Origin of the sequence: Trichormus sp. NMC-1 (genome assembly GCF_001858025.1) — a bacterium.
Taxonomy (GTDB): Bacteria; Cyanobacteriota; Cyanobacteriia; order Cyanobacteriales; family Nostocaceae; genus Anabaena.
This window is the reverse complement of the sequence record NZ_LZQD01000001.1, coordinates 336,041-361,572: the sequence shown is the minus strand read 5'-3', so window position 1 is coordinate 361,572 and position 25,532 is coordinate 336,041. Positions and strand designations below refer to the sequence as shown.

Sequence of the window (25,532 nt, the reverse complement as noted above, 5' to 3'; positions counted from 1 at the left end):
ATGGAAAAAATAGCAATTATAGGAGTTGGTTGTCGTTTTCCTGGTGCTGATAATCCATCATCTTTTTGGGAACTTCTATCTAATAAAGTAGATGCGATTAAAGAGCTATCATCACGACCATTTGATTGGGACTCGTTGCATGAGCATTCCGTAGTCCCTACCACTGGCAAATCAAAAAGCTTATGGGGTGGCTTTTTAGAAAAAGTAGACTACTTTGATCCTCTTTTTTTCCAAATTTCTCCCAAAGAAGCAGAACGTCTAGATCCTCAGCAAAGGTTGCTTTTAGAAGTTGCTTGGGAAAGTTTGGAAAATGCAGGAATAGTAGCATCAACAGAACTTAGTGGTAGTCAAACAGGAGTTTTTTTAGGTGCTACTAACTATGACTACGGTGTAATTTTAGCTAAAGAAAATGCTCAAATTAACGCTTATAATGCAGTTGGCACCAGTTTGGGCATTATTGCTAATCGCTTGTCCTATCTACTAAATCTACGAGGTCCAAGTTTAGTCATAGATACTGCTTGTGCTTCATCACTGGTAGCCATTCATTATGCTTGCCAAAGTTTGTTGAGTGGAGAGTCTAATTTGTGTTTGGCTGGGGGAGTTAACATAATTTTGTCATCCGAAGCAACAATCTCCCTCTCCCATGCCCAAATGATGGCAGCAGACGGTCGATGCAAAACCTTTGATGCGGCTGCGGATGGTTACGTCCGAGGAGAGGGATGTGGAGTTGTAGTCCTCAAACGTCTTGCTGATGCACTGAGGGATGGAGACAATATTCAGGCGATTATTAGAGGTTCAGCCGTTAACCAAAATGGACTTAGTAATGGACTGACAGCCCCCAATGGACCTTCTCAACAAGCAGTTATCCGCCAAGCCTTAGCCAAGGCTGGAGTTGAACCATCAAAGATCAGTTATGTCGAGACTCAAGGTACGGGAACACCTTTGGGAGACACCATTGAGGTGAATTCTCTCAAAACGGTGCTGATGGAAGGTAGGGAAGTAAATCAACCTTGTTGGATTGGTTCAGTCAAGACGAATATCGGTCATTTGGAAGCTGCTGGCGGGATTGCAGGGTTGATAAAAGTAGTTTTGTCGCTACAACATGGTGAGATTCCGCCTCATCTGCATCTTAAAGAGTTAAATCCTTACATAAAAATTAAAAACACTCCTATTCAAATTCCTACAGAACTACAGGAATGGCCAGATCAAGGACAACCCAGATTGGCTGGAGTTAGCGCCTTTGGGTTTGGTGGTACGAATGCTCATGTGATTTTAGAAGAAGCGCCCCCTCAAGTCAAAAGTCCAAATTTGCGGGAGCGTGCTTTTGATTTATTAACTTTATCGGCAAAAACTGAACCAGCTTTACAAGCATTGGTCAGTCGCTATCAAAGTCACCTTGAGGCTGATCCAAAGCTAGAACTAGCAGATATTTGTTTTACAGCGAATACAGGGCGATCGCATTTTCAGCACCGTCTAGCAGTTGTAATTAACTCAAAAGAGCAATTAATCGCACAACTAGCTGCTTTTGAAACAGGAAACCATACTACTGGATTGTTCAGCAATCAAGCAAGTAAAAAGCCGTCGAAAATTGCCTACCTATTTACTGGAGAAGGCTGCCAGTACATCAACATGGGAAGGCAACTCTACGACACTCAGCCGATCTTCCGCCAAACTCTTGAGCAGTGCAATGAGATATTACGCCCCTATCTGGAACATTCGCTGTTAGAGATACTATATCCTGACCAAGCCGAAGAACAAATTGCATCATCATTATTAGATCAAACTGCCTATACCCAGCCAGCGTTATTTGCCTTTGAATATGCCTTGTATCAACTTTGGAAATCTTGGGGTATTCAACCAAATGCAGTCATGGGGCATAATATCGGCGAATATGTTGCTGCAACTGTCGCCGGGGTTTTCAGCTTAGAAGATGCACTCAAACTCATTGCCCATCGAGGACGATTAATGCAGCAGTTACCATCTGGTAGCGAGATGGTTTCACTGATGACTACAGAGGATTTTTCAGCCCTTGCTAATCAAATTGCCTACAATCAGCCGCAAATGCCATTAATATCCAACGTTACTGGTAATCTGGCTAATGAGGAAATTGCAACAGCGCAATACTGGGTGCATCATGTATCTGGTGCGGTGCAGTTTGATCAAAGTATGCAGACATTACATCAGCTTGGGTATAAAGTGTTTATAGAGATTGGTTCTAAGCCGACCTTATTGGGCATGGGGCATCAATGTTTACCCGATAGCGGTGGTTTGTGGCTACCTTCTTTGTGTCCTGGCTTTGACGAATGGCAAGTCATGCTCTCTAGTTTAGGGCAGTTGTTTGTAGCCGGAGTCAAAGTAGATTGGTCAGGATTTGACCGTGATTATCAGCGGACAAAAGTTGCACTACCAACATATCCATTTCAAAGAGAGCGATATTGGATTGACACAGGTACTATCCAGCCTCAAAAGCAATCTCTGCCAAAAAAGCTCGAAATAGAACAACAAGCTGCAAAACTATCAATTTCCACCCAAAATACCAAAATCTTACAACAGCTAGAAACGGCAGAGTCAAGCTATCGCATAACTCTATTAATAACTTATCTTCAGGAGCAAATCGGAAGAATTTTAGGATTCAAAGGCTCTCATCTACCAAATCCAGAGCAAGGTTTTTTTGAGATGGGTATGGATTCTTTAATGGTTATGGAGTTGCGAAATAAAATTCAAGCCGATTTTAAATTAGATATCCCTATCGCCACCTTTATGGAAGGAGCTACTATTGTAACTATATCAACTAAGCTCAACCATCAACTAGCTCCGATAAATGTTACTCAAACTGTGGAGCCAGAAAGTAATGATCAATTTCAGCTAACAAACGTCAAAGATAGTGATTGGATTGAGATAGAAATATGATAGTAGAATTTTTACAAGACCTTTCTTTCAAAGGGGTTAAATTAGGACTTAACGGCGAAAAATTGCGTATTGGTGGTTCCCAGTCTGTCTTAACTTCTGATGTCATTGCTCAACTACAACAGCACAAAACTGAAATTTTACAGGTACTCCAAGATACTCCAGATATTCTCAATGTTTATCCCCTCTCCTATGGTCAACAAGCCATGTGGTTTCTGTGGCAATTAGCACCAGAGAATGGATTCTACAATGTGGCATTTACCTGTCGTATCTGTTCCTATGTCAATGTTGCGACTTTGCAAAAGACTTTCCAGACTCTAATTGAACGTCATCCGCAGTTGCGTAGCAGTTTTCCCAAACAAGGTAACAAGCCAGTTCAAAAGATCCATCAAACCGAGTTAACAGACTTTCAGCAGATAAATGCTTCTACTTGGAGTGAGCAGGAACTTCATCAGCAGGTTTTTCAAGAATCCCAGCAACCCTTTGACCTTGAAAATGGGTCAGTAATGCGGGTGAGTTTATTTACTCGTTCTGAACAAGAACATATTTTGTTACTAACAGTACATCATATTTCCATTGATGCGTGGTGTCTTCCATTGCTGATGGAAGAAATGATCATCACCTATCCTGCCCTAGAGTCAGGGGTTGAGCCACATCTAACTCCTCTGAAGAACTCCTACATAGATTACGTGCGTTGGCAAAGAGAATTGTTGACAAGTGATCAAGGAGAAAAACTTTGGGACTACTGGCAAAAAAAACTGGCAGGGGACTTACCTGTACTCAATTTACCAACAGACAGACCAAGACCATCTATACAAACTTATAACGGCGCTTCTCATAGATTCACACTATCTCCAAAGCTGACAGAACAAATTAAACAGCTGGCTCAAAAGGAAGGTGCGACTCAATCTATGGTGCTGCTGGCTGCATTTAAGATTCTCCTATATCGTTACACGGGACAGGAAGATATTTTAGTCGGTGTTCCCTCTTCAGGTAGAACTAAATCTGAATTTATGCCACTAGTTGGCTACTTTGTCGATCCAGTTGTGATGCGGGTGAATTTCTCAGAAAGTCTCAGCTTTCAGGAGTTTCTGTCTCAAATTCGCTGCTGTGTATCAGAAGCATTGGCGCATCAAGATTTTCCTTTTGCTTTGCTAGTAGAACGATTACAATCAAAACGCGATCCCAGCCGTTCCCCTATATTTCAGGCTTTATTCAACTTTGTTTTGCAAAACTTACGGCAGTTTCCCTATAGCCAACAACTATTATTAGGTGGTGAAGTAGATCGAGAAGGATTTAAATTAAAACCTTACGAAATCTCTCAAATGGAGGGACAGTTTGATCTAGACTTGATGATGGCAGAAGGAAGTTCTGATCTAGTCGGGTTTTTCAGGTATAACACTGATTTATTTGATGAACAGACTATTGCCCAGATGGCAAGTCATTTCCAAAATATATTAGCAGGAATTATATCCAATCCACAGCAAAAAGTTAGTCAACTGCCTCTTCTCAATGAAGTAGAAAAACAGCAGATATTAATGGTCTGTCAAGACCCTGTGATCAAGTCTCAAAATAATAGATTGATTTATCCTGAATGGATAGATAATTCACCAATTTATGTATTAGATAATCATGGAGAATTGCTTCCTTTTGGTGTAGAAGGAGAAATTTATATTGGTTATGTTGGTGATGCACATTTAAATAGAAATCACTTACAACAGCAAGATCAAACTATTACTGAGGTTCTGGAACATCCTTTGTTAGGAAGTTTGCTCAGAACTAGGACATGGGGTCGCCTGCGCCGAGATGGATCTTTAGAGGTGCTGGGATTAATACAAAGACAAGCCTGGATTGGGGGACAGCGGCTCAATTTCCAGACAGTAGAGCAAGAGTTACTATCAATCTCTGGTATAGAAGATTGCTATGTTCTGGCGCGGGAGGGGAAACTTGTTGCTTACGTCGTTAGCTCAAAATCCTTAGCAAAGGAGTCTCTCAATACTCACTTGCAGGCTAAATTGCCTGATTATATGTTGCCGGTTGCCTATGTACAAATATCTAATTTGCCGTTGACAGCAACAGGGCAAATTGATGAGCAGGTTTTGACATCTTTAGAAGTGATTGATACTAAACTTCTAGAAAAATGGCAGCAACAATTAAACAGCCATTCCGAAATCGATCAAGCAGTAGTAATTGCGAGTTCACGTCACACATCTTCACCCCCATCACTCCACTTAGCAAAACTACTACCACCAGGAATAAATAACACAGCAATTTCCTTACCGATTGCTGAAACCGCCTCTGTTGTTGGTCTTGTCCCTACAGAAACACCACAATTTACAACACCCGCGATTAGTGATGGTGGTCCGCTGAATATTCCAGAAGATGTTCCCAAAACTTTAACAGAAGCATTAATTCAAACAGCAACTCGATCCAAAAATCAAGGCATTACTTACATCTCTGCAAAAGGCGAAAAGGAATTTCAGACATACACTAGCCTATTAGACGAAGCTAAATGCATTCTCAATGGTTTGCGAAATCAAGGCTTGCAACCAGGACAGCGAGTTATCTTGCAAATTGCATCGTTGCGAGATTATTTTCCCACCTTATGGGCGTGCATTCTGGGAGGAATTCAGCCTGTTACTGTAGCTGTAGCTCCCACTTACACAGAAAAAAATGCAGTTATTAATAAACTATACAATATATGGGAATTACTCGAACACCCATGTATTTTAGCGAGTGAATTTCTCGTTGAAGCACTAGAGAATTTGCGATCGCTACTACCGCTATCGGAATTAAAAGTTTGCTCTGTAGGAGAGTTAAGAAATCACACAGCCACTTCAGAATTTTATCTTAGTCGTCCTGATGAAGTAGCTTTCTTACAGCTAACTTCTGGTAGCACAGGAGTTCCTAAATGTATTCAAGAAACTCATCAAGGTATCATCGCTCATATCCATGCAGCTAAACAATTTAATGGATATCAAACTGAAGATATTAGCCTGAATTGGTTGCCCGTTGACCATGTTGTACCGATATTAACGTGCCACTTCAAAGATACATATTTGGGTTGTCAACAAATCGAAGTAGAAACAGCAGTTATCTTAGCTAACCCCTTAAAATGGTTAGATTTGATGGAGGAATATCGAGTTTCTCACAGTTGGTCACCAAACTTTGGATTTAAGTTAATTAGTGAAGCACTGGCAAAAATTGCTGAAAAAACTTGGGATCTTTCGTCAGTTAAATTCTTGATGAATGCAGGAGAACAAGTAACTCCTAGAGTTGTACGAGAATTTTTGAATTCCGTTGCACCTTTTGGTATTTCTTCTCAAGTTATGCAACCAGCTTTTGGTATGGCTGAAGTCTGTACTTGTATGACTTATCAAAATCAGTTTAACGAGCAAACTGATATTTATCGGATTAAAAAATCTTCTGTTGGCGCTCAGTTAGAGCTAACAACAGATTCTCATGTTGATGTGATTGAGTTTACTGACCTTGGTCGTCCAGTTCCGGGAGTGCAAATTCGCATCACTGATGATAAAAATTCCCTTTTGCCAGAAGGTGTAATCGGGCGTTTTCAGATTAAGGGAAAAGTAGTTACCCCAGGTTATTTAAATAATCCTCAAGCGAATGCAGAAGCTTTTGTTGGAGATGGTTGGTTTAATTCAGGAGACTTGGGTTTTATTCTGAATGGTCATTTAGTTTTGACCGGACGAGAGAAGGAAGTCATCATCATTAATGGAGCTAATTATTACTGTTATGAAATCGAAGATATTGTCAATAGCATTGCAGGTGTAGCTCCCACCTATGCAGGTGCTTGTGCATTTTCTAATCAACAAACAGGAACTGAAGGATTAGCAATTTTCTTTTCACCAGAAAAAACAGAGTCTCAACTAAACTTAGAAATTATTCAAGCTATTAGAAGAGAAGTTGCGACTCAGTTAGGAATTACGCCTTATTATGTGATTCCTGTAGAACGTCAGGAATTTCCTAAAACCACAAGTGGTAAAATTCAGCGTTCTCAACTGAGAAAGAAACTAGAGTCTGGTGATTTTAGTTCGTTAATTCAAGACATCGACATTCTTTTAGGCAAGAATACTATTCCCGATTGGTTTTATCAGAAAGTCTGGTGTCAAAAACAGGCGCGAATTAATCCTATTTCTACTGTCAGACAAGCGGTGATAGTCTTTTTTGATGATTTAGGATTAGGACAATCAGTTTGTCAAAGACTGGAAGCTCAAAATTATTCTTGTATCAAAGTTGAAGCTGGAAATAGTTTTGCTCAAATTAGCAGTGAACATTATGTTGTAAATCCTGCCAATAATGAAGAAGATTATCACCGTTTAATAAAATCATTAACAACTAACAATTATGCCATTGGTCATATTTTCCACCTCTGGAATTATGAAACCGATCACGATGGCATCTCCAACTTGCAAACTCTTGAGATTAGTCAACAAAAAGGACTCTATAGCTTACTGTTTTTAGTGAAAGCAATAGAGAAGTTGCATGAAACAAAAGAGCGGATACAGTTATTGTTTGTAGCTAGTTGCAGTCAATTTATTTTACCAACTGACCCAATTGCATATCAAAAAGCAACGGTTTTTGGCTTCCTGAAAACTATCCCACAGGAAATACCTTGGTTAGACTGTCGCCATATTGATCTGCCCATTGCTGCGGTTGAAATTAATAGAACTCATTTACTGGCAGAATTTTCTGCTTTTACTTCCGAGCCGGAAGTTGCTTACAGAAATGGACAACGGTTAGTTTCTCGTCTGCAAAAGACAGATTTTGCAGAACAAGAACAGCAAGAACTTCCTTTTAAAAAGGGTGGAGTCTATTTAATCACTGGTGGATTGGGAGGCATTGGCGTTAAAATTGCCAAGTATTTATTAGAGCATTACCAAGCTCGTTTATTGTTAATTGGTCGGACACCTTTACCCGATGAAAGTAGTTGGAAAAATTATCAAGAAGGTGAAGATAAACTCTCAGCCAAGATTCAAGCTTATCAACAGTTAAGACAACTTCCAGGTTCAGTTCTTTATCAAGCTGTTGATATTTGTAATCTGGATGACATGAAACAGACCCTTGATTTGGTATCATTCCAGTGGGATACTCAAATTGATGGAGTAATTCATTTAGCGGGAGGTTTGCCAGAACACCTAATCGCTTCTGAAACGAAAGAAAGCTTAGTCGCTGGCTTGCAACAGAAGGTAATGGGAAGTTGGGTACTCCATCACGTGCTGCAAAATCAGAATCCTGGTTTCTTCATCCACTTTTCCTCAGTCAATGGTTTCTTTGGGGGTACAGGTGTAGGTGCTTATGCAGCAGCTAACAGTTTCCAAGAAGCCTTTAGTACATATCAAAGACAACATAGTTCCTGGCAGAGCTATTGCTTGAGTTGGAGTATGTGGGACGAAACCGGTATGAGTCGTGGCTATCCCATGAAAGACCTGAGTCAAGCCAAGGGATATTGTGCTATTTCACCCTCTCAAGGAATCGATTCCTTGTTAGTAGCGTTAGCACATCGCTCTAACCATCTTTTCATCGGATTGGATGCTGGCAAATCACATATTCAGCGATTTACCTTAAATTGTCAAAGTTTACAGCAATTAACCGCTTTATTCACAGCCAAGACTCGTGAATTATCCGTTGAGCAATTGCAAGTATGCGATCGCCTTCAGCACGGCGTAGCTGATCGCTTTGGTACTTCCACTCAATGCCATTTTGTCCAACTGGATGAAATGCCTTTGACAGATTCAGGGGAAGTTGATATAAAACAGTTAACTCATACTTACACGGGATTGAAGGTTTCTGAACAAACAGAACCTCGCAATCAAGTTGAACGTCAGTTAGCTGAAATCTTTCAACAAGTACTGGGTCTGGAAAAAATAGGTATCCATGATAACTTCTTTACACTAGGTGGTCATTCAGTACTAGCAGCGCAAATTGTATCTCAGATACAGGAGACTTTTGGGAGTGATCTGCAACTGTGGGTTCTGTTCCAGTCTTCCACCATTGCAGAATTAGCCCAAATTATTGAAAAGCCGGATCAATCATCAGGAGAACTGGCAAATGGTAATAGGGATATTGAAGAGGCTCTCACTTCTTATCCCTGCCTAGTCCCCATCAAACCAGGTGGCAGCAAGCAGCCTTTTTTCTGGATTCACCCGATGGCTGGTATAGTCTTTCCCTATTACCCTGTAGTCTATCAGCTTGGTTCTGATCACCCTGTCTATGGGATACAAGCACCAGGATTGCAGGGAGAGAAACAGCCTTTGAACCGAGTTGAAGACATGGCTGCTTATTACATTGAAGTCATCCGTTCAGTTCAACCTCAAGGCCCCTACTTACTAGCTGGTTGGTCACTAGGAGCCTACATTGTTTATGAAATGGCTGTTCGTCTCAAACAAGCAAATCAGGATGTGGATTTATTGGTACTCTTTGATTCTCCTCCTGATTTGAAAACAGGCTACAAAGCCGAGGATCTGTGGAGAATAGCTGGTTTAATAGTAAGTGTGCCGGATATGTGGCCGTTGATCTACGATTACATTACCCAGGTCAGGGCAACTGAACCATCATCTTTGCAGCAATCCAAAAGTGCTGATCAGACAAAAGGTTTAATCAAAGGGATGATGTCATTTTTGGGTCATCGTTCTGCTACCAAAAATCCCCAGATCATCAAAAGATGTGAGCAAGTTCGTGTCATACTTCGTCTATGGCAGATAGGCATAGCGAATGGTGACGCTTTATATCGGTATAAAGCACCATCTTATGATGGCAAAGCTATCCTTGTGAAAACAAGTGATATCCAGCTTGACCAAGATGAAACTTGGGGTTGGGGTGAGTTAGTAAAAGGTGGTGTCGATATACATACTGTACCCGGCAATCATCTTACCTTACTACGACATCCCCATGCGTCTGCGATCGCTCAAATCCTGACACGATACCTTGATTGTATCCCCGATACAACCTCTGGTTAGATCTGATTAGAATTGACTAGTGCAGTTCTAGTTTATACCCGATTCTCATTTAAATTCATAAAATGGAGACCTCACAATGACTACATCGTTGAAGTTGCGTAAAGGCTTTAGTTTTGATGAAGCCATCCTCATGACAACTCTGTCTAAGTATGCCTATGATGTTTTCCAGTACGACGATGGCAGTGTTGACGATGTAGAGCTAAAGACAGTTTACCAGGCTCTTTATAAAAATCAGGGATGGCAGTTAGTCCACACCATCCGTAACGACCAGGTCAATACTCGGGGACTAATTCTCAAAAATACGCAATCAGGAGTGGCACATCAGTACGCAATTGCCTTCCGAGGTTCAGCAGGTATTGATAAAGGAGCCGTCAACCTGGATAATGTAGTTTCTGATGTAGATTGGAAACTGATAGATTACGGCTCTTTGTCTGTCCAACGTGCAAAAGTCGTGCGCGGGTTTCATCTGGCCTTTGAGTCAGTGGCTGATGAAATTCAATGCTTCTTCAGAACTCTGCGGGGCGAGTTAAAATCAGCAGATTTACGGTATCTCCATGATTTACCACCCCTGCGAAAATTTGCCTGCATCACGGCTATGATAGATGCGGGAGCAATTCTACTTGGTACAGAGTTTGACAAACAAACTCAAGATTTAATTGCGAAAGTGCTTGCTGACGGTGAAGTGGATAACGATGAAGAACTAGAGAAAATTTTTCAATTTGTAGAAGAGGAGCTTGTATCTAAGCAATCACCCTTAACAGAACCGATAGAGGTATGGTCAACAGGCCACAGTTTGGGTGGCTCGATGTCTGAACTGGCGGCGCTGGCTTTGCGACGCTGGTTCGGTTCTGCTGCATCTGGGGGATTGCTGATCAAAGTTTATGCGATCGCAGCCTGTAAAATTGGGAATCAAGCGTTTGTAGATTTCTACAACCAGCAAATAGGAGCAGAACTGAGCTATCGCATCGAAAATACGTTGGATAACATTCCAACTATTCCCCTAAATCCTCCCCTGCCGATCTCTGCGATCGCTCCTGAAGGACTACAAATAGGGAATATTTTCCTTGGTGAGTATGTTAACGGTGGCGAAGCGATTACAGTGACGGGATTCGGTAGTGGTCAAAGCGCGTCTATATCCTTTGGCGGACTTTTCAGCATCCCCTTTAGCGTTCCCTTTCCACACAGCCCGGAAACATATATTGAATTATTGGGGGATCAGAAAAAATATTGGAATGAGTTGGCTCGTCCCGTTAAGGATGTTTTACGTCCTTTTCTGATCGAACTGCTGGATGATGAACAGAAAAAAGATGTAAATACCAGCAGCGTCAATAGTGATGAAGATATAACTATCATCAAGTAAAAGGCATTGGGGATGAGGGATTAGAACAAAAAATTTGCTCTAATTCCTCCCATGTTTTGGGAATTCTTCCAGTCTCCGAGGTTTACAGACTTTTCTGTGCAAACAAATGCAAGATCATTGACTACAGATGTCTAAAACTCTTACTTTTTCACCATAAATAACTGTATAAATTTCAAAACTAATCAACCAACTCTTGATTTTTCAATCTCTGTGACACTTAGATTCAATTTCTATACTTATTCAACAAGCATTTAGGTAACGAGCATTATGTCAAATAATCTGATTTCCAACCAATCTGTTTTAGCATTTGATGGACAGGATGATTACCTAGTTATTCCCAACCAAAAAACTATTAACTTTGATCAAAATCAAAATTTCTGCCTCGAACTCTGGTTAAAAGTTGGCACAATTGAACCGGGATCTAGTACGATTTTTGATGTTAATATTATTGAAAAATGGCAAGGAAGTGCTTTTCCCTATGCTATTCGTTATAGTTCTACCAAGGGAACAATTTATAGCTCTCGCTATGATGGAAAAAATCCTTCTGTTTCCTCGAAAATATTGGTTAATGACGAAAAATTTCATCATGTAGCTTTTGTTAAAAAAGACTCCCAACTGTCCTTGTATGTTGATGGTATTGAACAAAGCCAAACCCAAGATACAACAATTCAATCTACAAAAAATAGTTCTCCTCTATATGTAGCAGCAGGTACTTCTATCAGTAAAGGAGGAGGAGGTCGACGTTTTTTCGCAGGTCAAATTGCTGATCTTCGTTTGTGGAATATTGCTCGCACTCCAGAAGAAATTCAGCAAAATATGAACTCCCGTCTGAGGGGAAATGAGCCAGGATTAGTCGGTTATTATCCTTTGGCTGGAGATGCTAATGACAAAACCAGCAACGCTAATCACAGCAAAATTAATGGTGCTATTTGGCAACAAGAAGAACTACCAATTCAAGCAGCAATATCTGGTGAAGTAGATACAAACGATTCTGTCTTATTCTTTGATGGCATAGATGATAATATTACCCTTCCTAAAGGTTTTCCCACAATTGATAAGGCAATAACCATCGAATTTTGGGCAAAAGGAGAAAATAATCTCGGACAAACAACCAATATTTTTAATGCTAGTAATGCTCAAGGAAATCGTCTAGCTAATGTTCATCTACCTTGGGTTGGACAGATATTTTGGGATGCTGGTGATGCGAATGGTAGCTATGATCGTATTAACAAAGAGGTTAAAATAGAAAAATATAATGTGTGGACACATTGGGCTTTTATCAAAGATGTTGCCACCGGAAAAATGTTAATTTATCGCAATGCGGAAATCTGGCATCAAGGTGAGGGACAAAAAAAATCTCTAGCAGGAATTGATAAATTTATAATCGGTTGTTTTTCTAATAATTCTTACTATTGGAAAGGCTATTTGACAGAATTTAGGATTTGGAATATTGCTCGCACTCCAGAAGAAATTCAGCAAAATATGAACTCCCGTCTGAGGGGAAATGAGCCAGGATTAGTCGGTTATTATCCTTTGGCTGGAGATGCTAATGACAAAACCAGCAACGCTAATCACGGCAAAATTAATGGTGCTATTTGGCAACAAGAAGAACTACCAATTCAAGCAATTACAAACAATGAGGAAATATTGAAAACTATGCAACCAGTTTTAATGTTTGATGGTAAGGATGATTATGTAGAAGTTCCTTACAGTCAATCCCTTAATGCTAATGTATTGACTGTTTCCGCTTGGGTAAAAGTTTCTGGAGGGCAAGGAAGCTTTCGTTCTGTGATTACCTGCCGTGATGCCAGTCCTTTATCAAAAGGTTATATTATCTACGCAGGAGATAATAATAAGTGGCAAGCTTGGGTTGGTAATAATACACAGGCTTGGGAAATTGTTGCTGGTTCAGACGTAATTCTTAATACTTGGACTCACATAACAAGTACCTTTGATGGCAAACAACTGAAACTTTATGTCAATGGAACAGAAGTTGGCAGCAAAAATGTAGTTTACACACTAAATACTCGATGCCCTCTGCGAATCGGTGCTGGTTTCACCGAAGCAAATCCGCAATATTTTTATCCTGGTCAAATTGCAGAAGTTGGTGTGTGGAATAAAGCCCTTACAGGGACAGAAATTCAGGCAAAGATGAATCAGCGTCTGACAGGAAAGGAGGAGGGTTTAGTTGCTTATTTGCCCTTAAATGAAGGTTCGGGTAATGTCGTTACTGACAAGACAGGTAACGGTAATAATGGCACTATTAATGGTGCTGTTTGGCAGCAAGAAGAACTGCCAATTAAAGATGTAACATCTAGTGAAAATGAGAGTAATGTAATTACAGGTGGTAATACTCCAACTAAATATGGAATTGCAGATTCAGCCTCCAATTTTTACTTGGTAGATACAAACAATCCTGTAAATGGCAATGGTGAATTAACTGAGTGGGAAATTTGGGCAGAAAACACCTTACCTGTACAACTTATTATATATAGAAAAGAGGTAGATATCTGGTCAGTTGTCGGTAAAAGTGAAATTAAAACTCCTGTTGTTGGACTAAACCAATTTTCACTTTCTGGATCTATTAAAGTCAACAAAGGTGACTTTGTGGGAATATACCATCCACAAGCAGGATGTGTCAGTTTCTTTAAAGAAAATAGCCAGGCGTGGGCTATCGGTAACTTAAGTGGAAAATTTTTATTTACAGGATCAGGTGCTAACTCTACAGCATTTTCAAATTCAAGCAATCGCACTTACTCATTAAGGGTTAAAGGAAATGTTGAAGTAGCAACTCAGCCGCCAGTATCTAAGTTTCTTAAAATCGGTACTAAAGGTGGCTCAATATCAGGGACAGATTTTGAATTGTTACCTGAAGATACAGCCCCAAAATTACGCTTAAAAAGCGTTTCTATGAATGTGGCTTGGGCAATTACTAGACTGCAAGTAGAATACGAAAATATCGCCTCTACTCCTGCACAAACTTATCTTACAGCAATAGTTGGAAGTGGTGGCGGCAATAGAAAAGAAGTCTCTATACAACCAGGAGATTATCTTACTAAAATAAGTGGAACTTGGGGACGGCAAGCACCAGGATATCCCAAAGAAGAAATTATCACCATCCAATTTGAAACCAAACAAGGCATTAAATCTCCAATTTTTGGCGGAGAAAGCGGAAGAACAGAAGTCGAACCTTTCGTTTTAGAAGCTCCTGAAGGGCAAGAAATTATTGGCTTCTTTGGTTCTCATGGCGGCCCCCAGGATTTGTTAGTGCGCTTAGGAATTTATTGCCAACCGACATCTATTCCGGAAAATCAGCAACCAACTGAGCCAGTACAACCGACTGAATCCTCAGTTATCCCGGAAAATCAACAACCAGCTGAACCAGTACAACCGCCGGAATCCTTAGTTACGCCAGAAAATCAACAACCAGCTGAACTAGTACAACCGCCGGAATCCTTAGTTACGCCAGAAAATCAACAACTCAGTCAACCAGTCTTGAAGTTGCGTAAAGGCTTTAGTTTTGATGAAGCTATCCTGATGACAACTCTTTCTAAATATGCATTTGATTTTTTCGAGTATGATGATGACAGTGTAGACGATGAAGAGCTAAAGAAATTTTATAAGGCTACCTATAAGAATCAGGGATGGGAGTTAGTTCACACCATCCGTAATGATGCCACAAATATTCGGGGATTAATTCTCAAAAATACGCAATCGGCAGTTGCTCATCAGTACGCAATTTCCTTAAGAGGCACATCCTTTGGTACTAAAGATAGCGTTGTCAGCCTAGATAATATAATTTCTGATTTCGATTGGAAACTGATTAATTACGGCGCTGTGACTGTCCCAGGGGCAAAAGTCGTGCAAGGGATTCATCTGGCCTGTGAGGCGGTGGCTGATGAAATTCAATACTTCTTTAAGACTCTGCGGGGTGAGCTAAAACCCTCAGATTTCCGGCAGATCCATCAGTTACCTCCCCTACGAAAATTTGCCTGTATTACGGCTTTAGCTGATGTGGGATCAATCCGACTGGGAACAGAGTTTGAGCAACAAGCTCAAGATTTAGTTGCGAAAGTCCTTGCCGACGGTGAAATTGATAACGATGAAGAACTGGAGCAAATTTTACAATTTCTTGAGGAACAGCTTTTATCTAAGCTATCACCGTTAACTGAACCCATAGAGGTATGGGTAACTGGTTTCAGCTTGGGTGCAGCCTTGTGCCAAGTCGTTGGTTTATCGCTACGACGTTGGTTCGGTTCTGCTGACGCTGGGGGATTCCTGATCAAAGTTTATGCGATCGCATCACCTAAAATTGGCAATCAAGCATTTATAGATTTCTACAACCAGCAAATAGGAGCAGAACTTTGTTATCGTATCGAAAATGCTTTGGATATAGTTCCCACATATCCTTACGATCCTCCCTTCCCTATCTCTGCGATCGCTCCTGAAGGACTACAAATAGGGAATCTTTTCCTGGGCAAGTATGCTAACGGAGGCGAACCCATTGCAGTTGCCGGACCCGGTGGTCAAAGCGCGTCTATCTCGATTCCCGGACTTTTAACTATCCCTTTTACCGTTCCCATGCCGCACAGCCCCGAAACTTATCTTCAATTATTGACGGAGCAGAAACAATTTTGGGATCAGTTGGCTCGTCCCCTTAAGGATATTGCACGTCCTTTTCTGCTCGAACTGCTACGAGAGGAATAGAGAAGAGATGTCGATCCCGCTCAAAAAATCAGCGACTTAAATGGTAATAAAAATACCAGCAGCGTCAAGATTGATGAAGATATAACTATCATCAAGTAAACGAGACTAGGAATGAGGGATTGGACAAAAAAATTTGCTCTAATTCCTCCCATATTTTTGGAATTCTTGCAGTCTTCGCTACCAGAGTCGCATTTCTTCCACTACCAAATTAGTATATTTTGGTGGTGGACTTCTTTGTTTGTTACCTTATACTACTCTTATGAATTTTATACTTAAAAATGAAACATAGTACAGTACCATTACCAGATAATCTTGCCGCTATTGCCAACCATAGCCAGCCGCCTGGGAAACTTTGGTCACGTCGCTTGACTATTTTAAATTCGTTTTTCTGGTTCGGTATTCTCCTGGTATGGGACTGGCTAACTGGGCGCTTGCTACGAAATCAGCAGCTAAGAGCCAAAATCTTAGTGCAGAAGCTGATTCAGTTAGGTCCTACATTCATCAAATTGGGACAAGTACTTTCTTGTCGTCCCGATCTCATACCACCTATTTATGTGGACGAACTCGCAAGTCTGCAAGACCGATTGCCCCCCTTCTCTAATGACCAAGCTTATAAGGTAATAGAAGAAGAACTCGGATGTCCCTATGACCAAATCTATGCCGAACTGAATCCCGAACCTGTAGCTGCTGCTTCTTTAGGACAAGTTTACAAGGGAAAACTCAAAACAGGTGAAATCGTCGCTGTCAAGGTGCAACGACCTGGAATTATCGATATCCTTGTTCTAGATATTTACTTACTACAGCAATTATCAACTTGGGTACAAAAAAATATTTCATTTATCCACACCAATATTAGAGCTTTGACCGATGAACTTGCTAATAGTATCTTTAAAGAGATGGACTATGTCCAAGAAGGTTTAAATGCCCAGAAATTTGCCCAACTCTACGGTGATTTGCCGCAAATTTATGTGCCACGCATCTACTCAACGTACACCACGAGTCGAGTCCTGACAATGGAGTGGGTCAATGGCGCAAAAATCACCTCAACTGAAGTGATTCGCGGCCAAGGATTAGACCCTGCTGATTTAATTTCTTTAGAATTTAAATTTGCTTTACAACAACTCCTCAAAGGCGGGTTTTTTCATGCCGATCCTCACCCTGGTAATGTACTAGTAACCCCAGATGGGAAATTAGCGTACCTGGACTTTGGCATGATGAGCGAAGTTGAACCAGAGACGCGTGACTTGTTGATTATCTTCTTTTTACATTTGGTGACTGGTGATTTTCCAGCCCTTGCTGAAGACCTTGTTTTATTGGAATTTCTACCCCCAGGAACTGACTTAGTTCCCTTAATTCCCAAACTGACTGAGATGTTTGGCAATATTCGGGAAACTAGTATCGCTGAATTGGGCTTCAAGCAAATGTTTGAGAAGCTATTAAGTTTAATTTACGAATATTCCTGGCAAATTCCTAAATTCTACGTGTTGGTTTTTAGATGCTTTGCCACCATAGAAGGAATAGCTCTCAAATTTAATCCCGATTTTCAGGCTTACAAAGTCGGGTATCCCTATATTGCACAATGGGTATTAACCAATCGATCGCCTGTGTTATGGGATGCTCTCAACAATTTCTGTTTGAACAACAAGACTATTCAATGGGATCTAGCGTCAGATTTATTAAATAATATTTCTCAAAGTGATGATTTTAACCTCTACCTGACATCAGAGCGAATGTTAGAGTTTTTATACTCTCCTCAAGGAGATCCATTACGTCATGTTCTAGTTAATGAAGTTGTTACCAAGGTAGAAAATCTCTCAAAAGAAACTTTCGAGGAGGTCATGATGTGGACGAGAGCAATAATTACTCCTTTCCCTAACACGACGAGACTAAATAACAGTTGGCAGAATATTCAGCAATTTATAGGTAAATTGTTACTCATTAACCCTTTAGACTTTATCTCTATCAATGAATTATCTCAACTGGTTTTGCAACCAGAAGCCCAGCGTTTAGTACAGGAAATACTTAATCAATTAGGAAGGCGGATATTAATGCATATCTTCCAAATCTAAGAGGCTATTTGAAAAGTTTTGAGGGGTTGAATTTTATGCTAGTGGCCTCACCTACTAAAACATGTTAGAAGTGGCTGAACCATCAGCCCGTTTGAATATTCAGGCAGAAATTGATACCCTACAAAAAACCACTGGGTCTAGCTTTCACTTAACATAACTTCTAAGTAACAGAAAACCTGCAAACCCATCATTACATCAACGCAAAAACCAGACCCAGTATAGAATTTTAGCAAACTACCAATTCTTAGCGTCTACCACGATAAGGAACTGCATTCAGGTAATCAATGTCAAATGCAGATAGCTTTTGTGCGTAATTACCCTTGTTAGAAAGTGACGCAGCCATATCCGCATATTTGCCAGGATCGCCTTCTGCCAGTCGTTTTTCCTTAGCCTTGCGGGTGTAGTATTTTTCCAAAGTAAAGCGCCAGTCGGTTGTGACTGTACCTGCTGTTTCTTGGAAGTCTTCACCGTAGCGAGGTGTCACTAAGTTGTAGGGACGACCTTCTCCACGCTTGCGTTGGTAAGGGATAGTGTTGTCGCCAAAGCTGTTGGTGTACTCTTCGCTGTCTAATAAAGCATCAACAAAGCCGCTAAAACCTTTTGTACCAATGACAATTGACCAAGCAATTTCTTCAGCTTTGTTGTAAGCAGAACGACCCAAAAGGCGCTTGAGGGTGATATCTACTAGACGATAGTTGTTATTAACGGAGACAACTAAACGATAGAAAGCCTCAGATTTAGCTAAACCCCGGATGAAGTCCCGCACGGAGAGAGAGCCATTTTTCAGCTGAGATTCTAGAGTTTTTTGACGGTTAAACTTGAGAATTTCATGTTCGCTGAAAATTTGGCGATAACCCGCCCAAATGATGCTTTGGATGTCCGTGTAAGAACTCACATCTTCTACACGGTAGATATATGGAGTATCTTCATTTTGGTCAGCAACACCAAAACTGCTAACGCGGTGATTTTGAGTGGTTGGTTTGTATTGAAGTAATGGCAGTGCCATGCTGCGTTATTCCTCTTAATTAAGAAATTAAACTTTGAAAACTGAAAGAGGCTTGATTGCTCAGATTCCTCATTCACGCTTTATCTATTTTCCCGCATTAGGTTACACACCTATTTCTTTCCCAGATTTAACGCACTGGAAAATTAGCGCTGGGACTGACGGAAACCGGAATACCTTGGGGCTTAGTTTCCCTGCTGGTATCAGGAATTGTAATGTTCGCAGTACTAACTGGTGTGTTGGTGACAGTTCTAATGCTGATAGAATTAGCCATTTTGAAGAAGTCTTGGATACTTCCTGGCTTGTAGCGGGCATCTTCTAGCTTGTCGCGCCAGTAGTTAGCATAGCGGGGTGTGACCAAATTAAAAGGTCTATCTTTATAGCGTCGCCGTTGGTAGGGAACAATATTTTCACCAAAGCTGCTGAGATACTCTTCAGAATCTAGCAAAGCATCAACAAAACCACCCCAACCAACGGTAGCAATTTTGATTGACCAAGCAATTTCTTCATCTTTATTGTAAGGCGCGCGTCCTAACAACCGCTTGAGGCCAAGTTCAACCAAGCGATAGTTGGAGTTGGTCTGAATTACCAAACTTTGGAAAGCCTCAGACTTAGCCAAACCCCGGATTAAGTCCCGCACGGTGATGGCTTTATTCTTCACCTGAGATTCTAAATTAATTTGACGGTAGAATTTCAGGATGACGTGTTCGCTGAACAATTGCCGATAAGCCGCCCAAATTAATTCTTCAACTTCGCCACCGGTAGCATAGTCTTCTATGCGGTAAATTCTGGGGGTGTCATCGTTGGGAACTTCGTAACCAGCAACACGCTGGTTTTGTGAACTGGGTTTATATTCTAGTAAAGGTATTGCCATATTTCAGGGGTGTTGTGATTGGTAAGTTGTCAGTTACTTTTAGTAATGACTAACGACGAATAACCTAATTCCTCTGGGTTCCTGGTATGTAACGATAGGGTAAGGCAACTGCTACAGGTTTGATAGTTGGTTGCTCTGTACCTATTTCGCGGGTGGTTTCGGGAATTTCCAGGGTTTTGATTTGGGAAGTAACCGAGGCAATTGTGCGCTGATAGTTACGTTCAGTCAGGATAATGTTTCCTGCCATTGCCATGAAGTTAGCAGGAATTGCCCGCCGAATATCTTCTGTGGTGAGAGATCCGGAAGTGCGAGCGCTGTAGAAGGAACGACCACCCATGTAGCGAATATTTTGTTGATCGCGCCAGTAGCCATCGTAGCGGGGATTGACTAAGTTAAAGGGGCGTTCTCCAAAGCGGCGACGTTGGAACGGTACAATGTCATCACCAAAGTTTTCCAGGTACTCGTCAGAGTCTAACAAAGCATCGATGAAGCCATGTAAGCCTTTTGTCCCAATCACAATTGACCAAGCAATTTCTTCGTCTTTGTTGTAGGCAGCCCTGCCTAAAAACCGCTTTAAGATGATATCTACTAAGCGATAGTTAGAGTTGAGGTCTGCTACTTGAGTACGGAATACTTCTGACTTACCTAAACCCCGAATAAAATCCCGAACGTTAATTGCCCGGTTTCGCATTTGCGATTCTAAAAAGCTTTGGCGATTGCTCTTTAAAATTAGGTGTTCGCTGAAAATCTGCCGATATGCTGCCCAGATGATGCTGTCAATATCTGCATCTGAGGTGGCAGTATTCAAGCAGTAAATAGTTGGAGTATCTTCGTTGGCAACTTCGTAGCCATCTACCCGCTGGTTTTGCGAGGAGGGTGAATATTTTAGCAGTGGTATTGACATCTTTACTTTTACCTTTTTTTATGCTAAATAAAGCAGTCTATTGATGGTAATACCAAGTTGGTATAGTTAGTATTTTTTGAGATTCTGGAAAAAGCCTATTCATCCCAAATCTAAAATCCACAATTGGTATAAGCCAACTGAACGCGGGCGCGGACTGCCTTTTCGTCATCATTAGCCAACATTTCTGGGAGTTTAGTCAAAATAGACTGTCTCACATCGGCTATTTTCGCTAAAGCTTGTAAACCGACAACGGCAGCATAACGAATTGACCAGTCTGTGTCTTGGGAGATTAACAGCAGTGTATCTAAGGCGCGGTTGATGGCTGTTTGACTTTCGGGAACATCTAACTTATGCCAGTGTAAGTTTCCGAGTCCTTTAGCAGCTGCACGGCGAACACTAGGCGCAAAGTCAGTAGTAGCAACTGTGATTAATACGTCTATTGCACGGGGATCTGCGATCGCTGCTAAAGTGCGAATCGAATAAGCCCGTGCGCCATAGTTATAATCATCTATCTGCTCTAGCAATTGTGGTACTGCTATATCCCCCAATTCGGTCAATCCAGCTACTGCCACCGCTGCTGCCCCTGGGTTGTTATAACCAAAAACAGCAATTAAGGTGGGAATTGCTGCGGCATCTTTGGCTGCTACTAGGTTCTGCACGGCTATCACCATTTGAGCTGGTGTTTCCGCTAGAGTGACAGCACGAATTAGTTCATCCATTTGTCACTTGTCAGTAGTAAAAAACAACTTTGTAGGCGGGGAAACCCCGCCCCTACCACTGACTACAACAGTGAATCCATCAGGTTCATTACTCTGACGGCCTCATCAGAAATACCAATATCATCGAACTTATTTGGAAGTTGATGCTCTAGCAATCCTTTGAGGGCAATAAGTTTAAAGCTATTTTCTGCCTGAGATTGTGCGATCGCATCTGCGGCTGCTAAATACCCGATTGCCCCCAAGTCCCCCAAAACAACACGGCGCAATTTCAAATCACCTGTTGCCAACATTTTCACCAACAGATCACCATACTTGGTATCTTGTGTCAGTTGGTACATAGCTCTTGCGGCAGAGCATTGTACTCGTGGAACCGGATGGTTGAGAAAAGGCTGAATCAGGGAAATAGCCTCAGTGGCACCAATAGCTCCCAAGGCTTCTAAAACTGCTTCATAAGGCTGGGCTAGATGAGGACGGCCAGGTACTTGCACAGCTTGAGAAACACCGCCATCAAGCAGTTTCATCAGTGCAGGTATTGCTGTTGAAGCGCGGAGCATTTCCAGCGATTGGGCTGCTGCTTCACGGACATAAAAATCAGAGCATTCTAAGCACTGAATCAATGCTGGTATAGCTTTGGCATTTCCCAATTTTCCTAAGCTTCGGGCTGCATTGCGTCGTAAGGGATAACCACCGAGTTCTGTTTTGTCGGCTTCATCTTCTAACGCGGCAATGAGTGCATCTACAACTTCTGGCTGACTGATCCGAAACTTACCCAACCACCAAGCAGCATAATAGCGGAGACTCAAATCTGGTGATTGCAGATTTGAGATTGCTATCTCTGGTGTTAACTGTATCCCGTTTTCCACCAAGTATTCTTCTGCACTGGGTTCTATCATTGCCAGGGCGTTAGTTTTCCTCTGCTGAAGTCAATGATTCAATCTTGACGATTCTGCCACCTAGACGGGTAATCCGCTGCATTTCTTCGTTCATCCGGCTATAGGGTACGGTGATGAACACGCTACCACTACGACGAATATTGAATTGATTTTTGTCGGTTTCTTGATTTTGGCGCAAGCCTACTACTTCGTAACGAAATACTCGGCTTGCAGATGAAGAAACGCTACCAGCACCAAGTGTGGTTTGACCGAACATTGCTTCTAATCTCCTCTTGATGAATTTTGCCGACAAAAAGTCAATTTTAGATTTCAGAAAAGCCGATTTCAGATTTTTTTGCTACTGAAATAATCTCAAATTCACTAGCTCACGAATTCGTCCGTGGGTACAATCCAAAATTTAAAACCTAAAATCTAAAATTCACCTTACGTTGATGTGATGCTGACGATTTTCCCGCCTTGCTTGTGAATTTGCTGAATCTTGCCAGACAGTCGTTCGTAAGGTACGATAAATGCTGTGCTACTCCGTCGCACGCTGGGATAGCCTGGACTGCGAATACCTGTTACTTCGACTCGGTAAACACGATCTGATTGCCCTACAGCGTTACCCAAATTCTGCTTAGGAGCATTATCCGCAGATGCACGGAAACCCCAGTTATCGTTGCTGCCTGAAGGGCCAACAATTGAAGAAGACTTATTACTTGCCAACTCCTGTGCTAACCGAGATCTAGTTCCTTCAACTTGAGCGGTATCGCTATTAGCATAACCCCGGTATAATCTAAACATCCGGTTAAAGCCAGCGATGTTCTGCCCTGCTTGAGTATCAAAACCACGGTAGTAAGGAACGACATTGTCTCCAAAGCTATTTTGATACTCTGGAGAATCAATGTAGGAGTCAATTTCAGCGTCGTAACCCTTGTTAATGTATAAGTCTAAGTGGTATGTCACCTCAGACTCATCATAGGGAGCGCGACCCAACAAATGTTTATAGTTGAGTTCTATCAACCGAGTTTGGAAACTGTTATAAAAGAATTTGGCTTTGTAGAGTTCTGATTTAGCAACACTCCGCACGAACTCACGCACTGTTAGGTTGCCATCGCGCAAAAGTGATTCGGCGCTGATCAGTCGATCTGATGCCAATATATAGTCATTTCCTAATACTTGTCGATAAACGGTGTGGATTACCAATTCGACTTGTTCACGGCTGGCGTTGGGGCGCATTTCAACTCGACGTGCCTCGCTGTAAGGCTCTGTTCCCAGCCTGGATGCTGCTGTTGTAATTGCCATTTTTTTTCCCCTATTTTATTTGCTCTACGGTGTTTATGACCGAGTGCTGGCTGAATAAAGCTTGTTATTTATGCCTACATAAAACTATGCCCGGAGCCAGATCCAACTGCTAGGTGTTCCAGCGCGGTCTTGGGAACTTGCCCATGAGCCACTGGCTAACCCCGAAGGGTTGATTCCATCCAGCACTTGTATCCCTCTCCGGGCATGACGCTATCTAGCTGAGAGCGTTGATTGCGTAGTCAAGATAGGTGTTAGCTTCGTTAGCAGCTTGTCCGCTCAAGCCATGATTGCTCTTGATGTACTTCAGAGCTTCTACGTACCAGCTAGGAGACAAATCAAATGCACTGTTGATTTCAGCCAAACCAGCAATCAAGAATTCATCCAAAGGACCTGTACCACCAGCAACTAAGCTGTAGGTAACGATGCGTAGGTAGTGACCAACGTCACGCGCACACTTGGACTTACCACGGCTGTCAGATGCGAATTGAGGGCCTGATGTAGAGGTGGTGTAAGGGAATTTTTGATATACAGCACTGGTTGCGCCATCAATCAATTTTTGAGCGTTAGCTGTTAAACCACGAGCAGCTTCCATGCTGGCAATAGCACGTACAAAACGGCCATTAACTGCTTGTAATTCAGTGTTGCTCAGAAAACGTCCTTGGGTATCAGCTGCTGCAATTGCTTCGGTAATTGGTGTTTTCATGGTTATATATCTCCTTAATTGTTTCTTAGCTTTTTTTACTTGGAGAAAATCTCCGTTTTTTTAGCCTCTAGGCTATTTGAAGTTATTACGCAACAGCTGCTGCAGCGCGATCAAAATAGCTAGCCAATTCAGAAACTAGAGAGCTACAATCACCCTTGGTGATCCCGTTAGGATCGTTAACAATGGAGATTGCTGCATCTTTCATTTTGCCAACACCTTTAGCTACAGAAGCACCAGGAGTACCCAAAGCTTGGTAGGTTTCGCGTAGGCCGTTCAAGCAACGATCATCCAATACACTTGCATCACCAGCCAATGTGGCGTAGGTAACATAGCGTAAGATGATTTCCATGTCGCGTAGGCAAGCAGCCATGCGACGGTTGGTGTAAGCGTTACCACCAGGAGCGATCAAGCTAGGTTCGTCTTCAAACAAAGAACGAGCAGCGTTGGTAACAATTGCGGAAGCGTTACTGGTGATGCGATTAACGGTGTCTAAACGCTTGCTACCTGCGCTAACAACTGCTGTCAAAGCATCTAGTTGTTCGGTGCTTAAGAATTCGCCTCTAGAGTCGGCTTGAGAAACAACCTTGGAAAATACATCTAATGTCATGGGCTTTAATCTCCTAATTACTTAGTTGAGAGATGTTTTGATTAAAACTACGGATGTTTTATCAATTTGAAACTGGCTGACAGCAAACTGCAATTAAACTGCTTCTCTACTTGGGTTCTCAATCCTTCAGCAATGATGATGTGCCAGAAATTATGAGAATCAGAGGTAATTTTATGAGAAACAACTAAATCTGGTGAATTAGCTGCATCGTTTAACTTTTATCTGTTGTCTGACCCCTTCAGATTAGTTTATACAATGCTATAGATCCTTTATTTATTACAAATTATGAATAAATAAGATGTGGCAATAAGAAAAGCCTCAACTCCTTTACATACAAGGACTTTGACTGAGAAAATGCGGATATTTTCGTTACAAAACTTTACAATATGCAAATATTGGCGGCAATTTTAATGCTTTAATATTATCTTAAGATTTCTCCAAACCCATATCAGGACTTTATTTTACAAGTTTTGGTGCAGGTTACAGTTTCGCCAGGTTTTGTTAAACAATGTAAATGTTACATTT

Annotated in this window: 14 protein-coding genes; 5 read left to right on the top strand and 9 right to left on the bottom strand. The window is 41.5% G+C overall.

What is annotated here, in order from left to right; translation table 11 throughout:
* The 5 genes from A9Y75_RS01545 (at nt 1) to A9Y75_RS01525 (ending at nt 18,020) form a co-directional block, all read left to right on the top strand.
* Entirely contained in the window at nt 1-2,910 is a 2,910-nt protein-coding gene (locus A9Y75_RS01545) for a type I polyketide synthase (RefSeq protein WP_071187593.1), read from the top strand.
* Nucleotides 2,907-9,884, top strand: coding sequence for an SDR family NAD(P)-dependent oxidoreductase (locus A9Y75_RS01540; protein ID WP_071187591.1), 6,978 nt, complete (start codon nt 2,907-2,909; stop codon nt 9,882-9,884). The genes A9Y75_RS01545 and A9Y75_RS01540 overlap by 4 nt, the downstream gene beginning before the upstream one ends.
* 76 nt (nt 9,885-9,960) lie before the next feature.
* Nucleotides 9,961-11,244: a hypothetical protein gene (locus A9Y75_RS01535; protein ID WP_071187589.1), complete on the top strand. Its 1,284-nt coding sequence runs from the start codon at nt 9,961-9,963 to the stop codon at nt 11,242-11,244.
* Nucleotides 11,245-11,511: 267 nt separating this feature from the next.
* On the top strand, nt 11,512-15,951 hold the full coding sequence (locus A9Y75_RS01530; RefSeq protein WP_071187587.1) for a LamG-like jellyroll fold domain-containing protein: 4,440 nt from the start codon (nt 11,512-11,514) through the stop codon (nt 15,949-15,951).
* A gap of 278 nt (nt 15,952-16,229) precedes the next feature.
* Nucleotides 16,230-18,020, top strand: coding sequence for an AarF/ABC1/UbiB kinase family protein (locus A9Y75_RS01525; protein WP_071187585.1), 1,791 nt, complete (start codon nt 16,230-16,232; stop codon nt 18,018-18,020).
* A 244-nt stretch (nt 18,021-18,264) separates the two neighbouring features.
* Here A9Y75_RS01525 and A9Y75_RS01520 read toward each other — a convergent pair whose 3' ends face one another.
* The 9 genes from A9Y75_RS01520 to A9Y75_RS01480 all read right to left on the bottom strand — a co-directional run bounded on the left by A9Y75_RS01520 (nt 18,265) and on the right by A9Y75_RS01480 (nt 25,007).
* The gene (locus A9Y75_RS01520; RefSeq protein ID WP_071187583.1) at nt 18,265-19,026 is read right to left on the bottom strand and encodes a phycobilisome rod-core linker polypeptide; all 762 of its coding nucleotides are present in this window, start codon (nt 19,024-19,026) and stop codon (nt 18,265-18,267) included.
* A 127-nt stretch (nt 19,027-19,153) separates the two neighbouring features.
* On the bottom strand, nt 19,154-19,897 hold the full coding sequence (locus tag A9Y75_RS01515) for a phycobilisome rod-core linker polypeptide (protein WP_071187581.1): 744 nt from the start codon (nt 19,895-19,897) through the stop codon (nt 19,154-19,156).
* Nucleotides 19,898-19,961: 64 nt separating this feature from the next.
* A complete protein-coding gene (locus tag A9Y75_RS01510; protein WP_071187579.1) occupies nt 19,962-20,801 on the bottom strand; it encodes a phycobilisome rod-core linker polypeptide in 840 nt (279 codons plus the stop codon).
* A gap of 110 nt (nt 20,802-20,911) precedes the next feature.
* Nucleotides 20,912-21,520, bottom strand: coding sequence for a HEAT repeat domain-containing protein (locus A9Y75_RS01505; protein WP_071187577.1), 609 nt, complete (start codon nt 21,518-21,520; stop codon nt 20,912-20,914).
* Nucleotides 21,521-21,582: 62 nt separating this feature from the next.
* A complete protein-coding gene (locus A9Y75_RS01500; protein WP_071187575.1) occupies nt 21,583-22,413 on the bottom strand; it encodes a HEAT repeat domain-containing protein in 831 nt (276 codons plus the stop codon).
* A 10-nt stretch (nt 22,414-22,423) separates the two neighbouring features.
* Nucleotides 22,424-22,669, bottom strand: coding sequence for a phycobilisome linker polypeptide (locus A9Y75_RS01495; RefSeq protein WP_071187573.1), 246 nt, complete (start codon nt 22,667-22,669; stop codon nt 22,424-22,426).
* Between the two features lie 167 nt (nt 22,670-22,836).
* Nucleotides 22,837-23,697, bottom strand: coding sequence for a phycobilisome linker polypeptide (locus tag A9Y75_RS01490; RefSeq protein ID WP_071187569.1), 861 nt, complete (start codon nt 23,695-23,697; stop codon nt 22,837-22,839).
* Nucleotides 23,698-23,911: 214 nt separating this feature from the next.
* Nucleotides 23,912-24,400 (bottom strand): phycocyanin subunit alpha, encoded by a 489-nt coding sequence (gene cpcA / locus A9Y75_RS01485; RefSeq protein ID WP_071187567.1) that lies wholly within the window; start codon nt 24,398-24,400, stop codon nt 23,912-23,914.
* An 85-nt stretch (nt 24,401-24,485) separates the two neighbouring features.
* Entirely contained in the window at nt 24,486-25,007 is a 522-nt protein-coding gene (locus A9Y75_RS01480; protein WP_071187565.1) for a phycocyanin subunit beta, read from the bottom strand.
* Nucleotides 25,008-25,532: the final 525 nt, after the last annotated feature.

Bases quoted from the DNA above. Each gene is read 5' to 3' on its own strand.
- A9Y75_RS01545 (WP_071187593.1), top strand. From the start codon at position 1: ATGGAAAAAATAGCAATTATAGGAGTTGGTTGTCGTTTTCCTGGTGCT.
- A9Y75_RS01540 (WP_071187591.1), top strand. From the start codon at position 2,907: ATGATAGTAGAATTTTTACAAGACCTTTCTTTCAAAGGGGTTAAATTA.
- A9Y75_RS01535 (WP_071187589.1), top strand. From the start codon at position 9,961: ATGACTACATCGTTGAAGTTGCGTAAAGGCTTTAGTTTTGATGAAGCC.
- A9Y75_RS01530 (WP_071187587.1), top strand. From the start codon at position 11,512: ATGTCAAATAATCTGATTTCCAACCAATCTGTTTTAGCATTTGATGGA.
- A9Y75_RS01525 (WP_071187585.1), top strand. From the start codon at position 16,230: ATGAAACATAGTACAGTACCATTACCAGATAATCTTGCCGCTATTGCC.
- A9Y75_RS01520 (WP_071187583.1), bottom strand. From the start codon at position 19,026: ATGGCACTGCCATTACTTCAATACAAACCAACCACTCAAAATCACCGC.
- A9Y75_RS01515 (WP_071187581.1), bottom strand. From the start codon at position 19,897: ATGGCAATACCTTTACTAGAATATAAACCCAGTTCACAAAACCAGCGT.
- A9Y75_RS01510 (WP_071187579.1), bottom strand. From the start codon at position 20,801: ATGTCAATACCACTGCTAAAATATTCACCCTCCTCGCAAAACCAGCGG.
- A9Y75_RS01505 (WP_071187577.1), bottom strand. From the start codon at position 21,520: ATGGATGAACTAATTCGTGCTGTCACTCTAGCGGAAACACCAGCTCAA.
- A9Y75_RS01500 (WP_071187575.1), bottom strand. From the start codon at position 22,413: ATGATAGAACCCAGTGCAGAAGAATACTTGGTGGAAAACGGGATACAG.
- A9Y75_RS01495 (WP_071187573.1), bottom strand. From the start codon at position 22,669: ATGTTCGGTCAAACCACACTTGGTGCTGGTAGCGTTTCTTCATCTGCA.
- A9Y75_RS01490 (WP_071187569.1), bottom strand. From the start codon at position 23,697: ATGGCAATTACAACAGCAGCATCCAGGCTGGGAACAGAGCCTTACAGC.
- cpcA (WP_071187567.1), bottom strand. From the start codon at position 24,400: ATGAAAACACCAATTACCGAAGCAATTGCAGCAGCTGATACCCAAGGA.
- A9Y75_RS01480 (WP_071187565.1), bottom strand. From the start codon at position 25,007: ATGACATTAGATGTATTTTCCAAGGTTGTTTCTCAAGCCGACTCTAGA.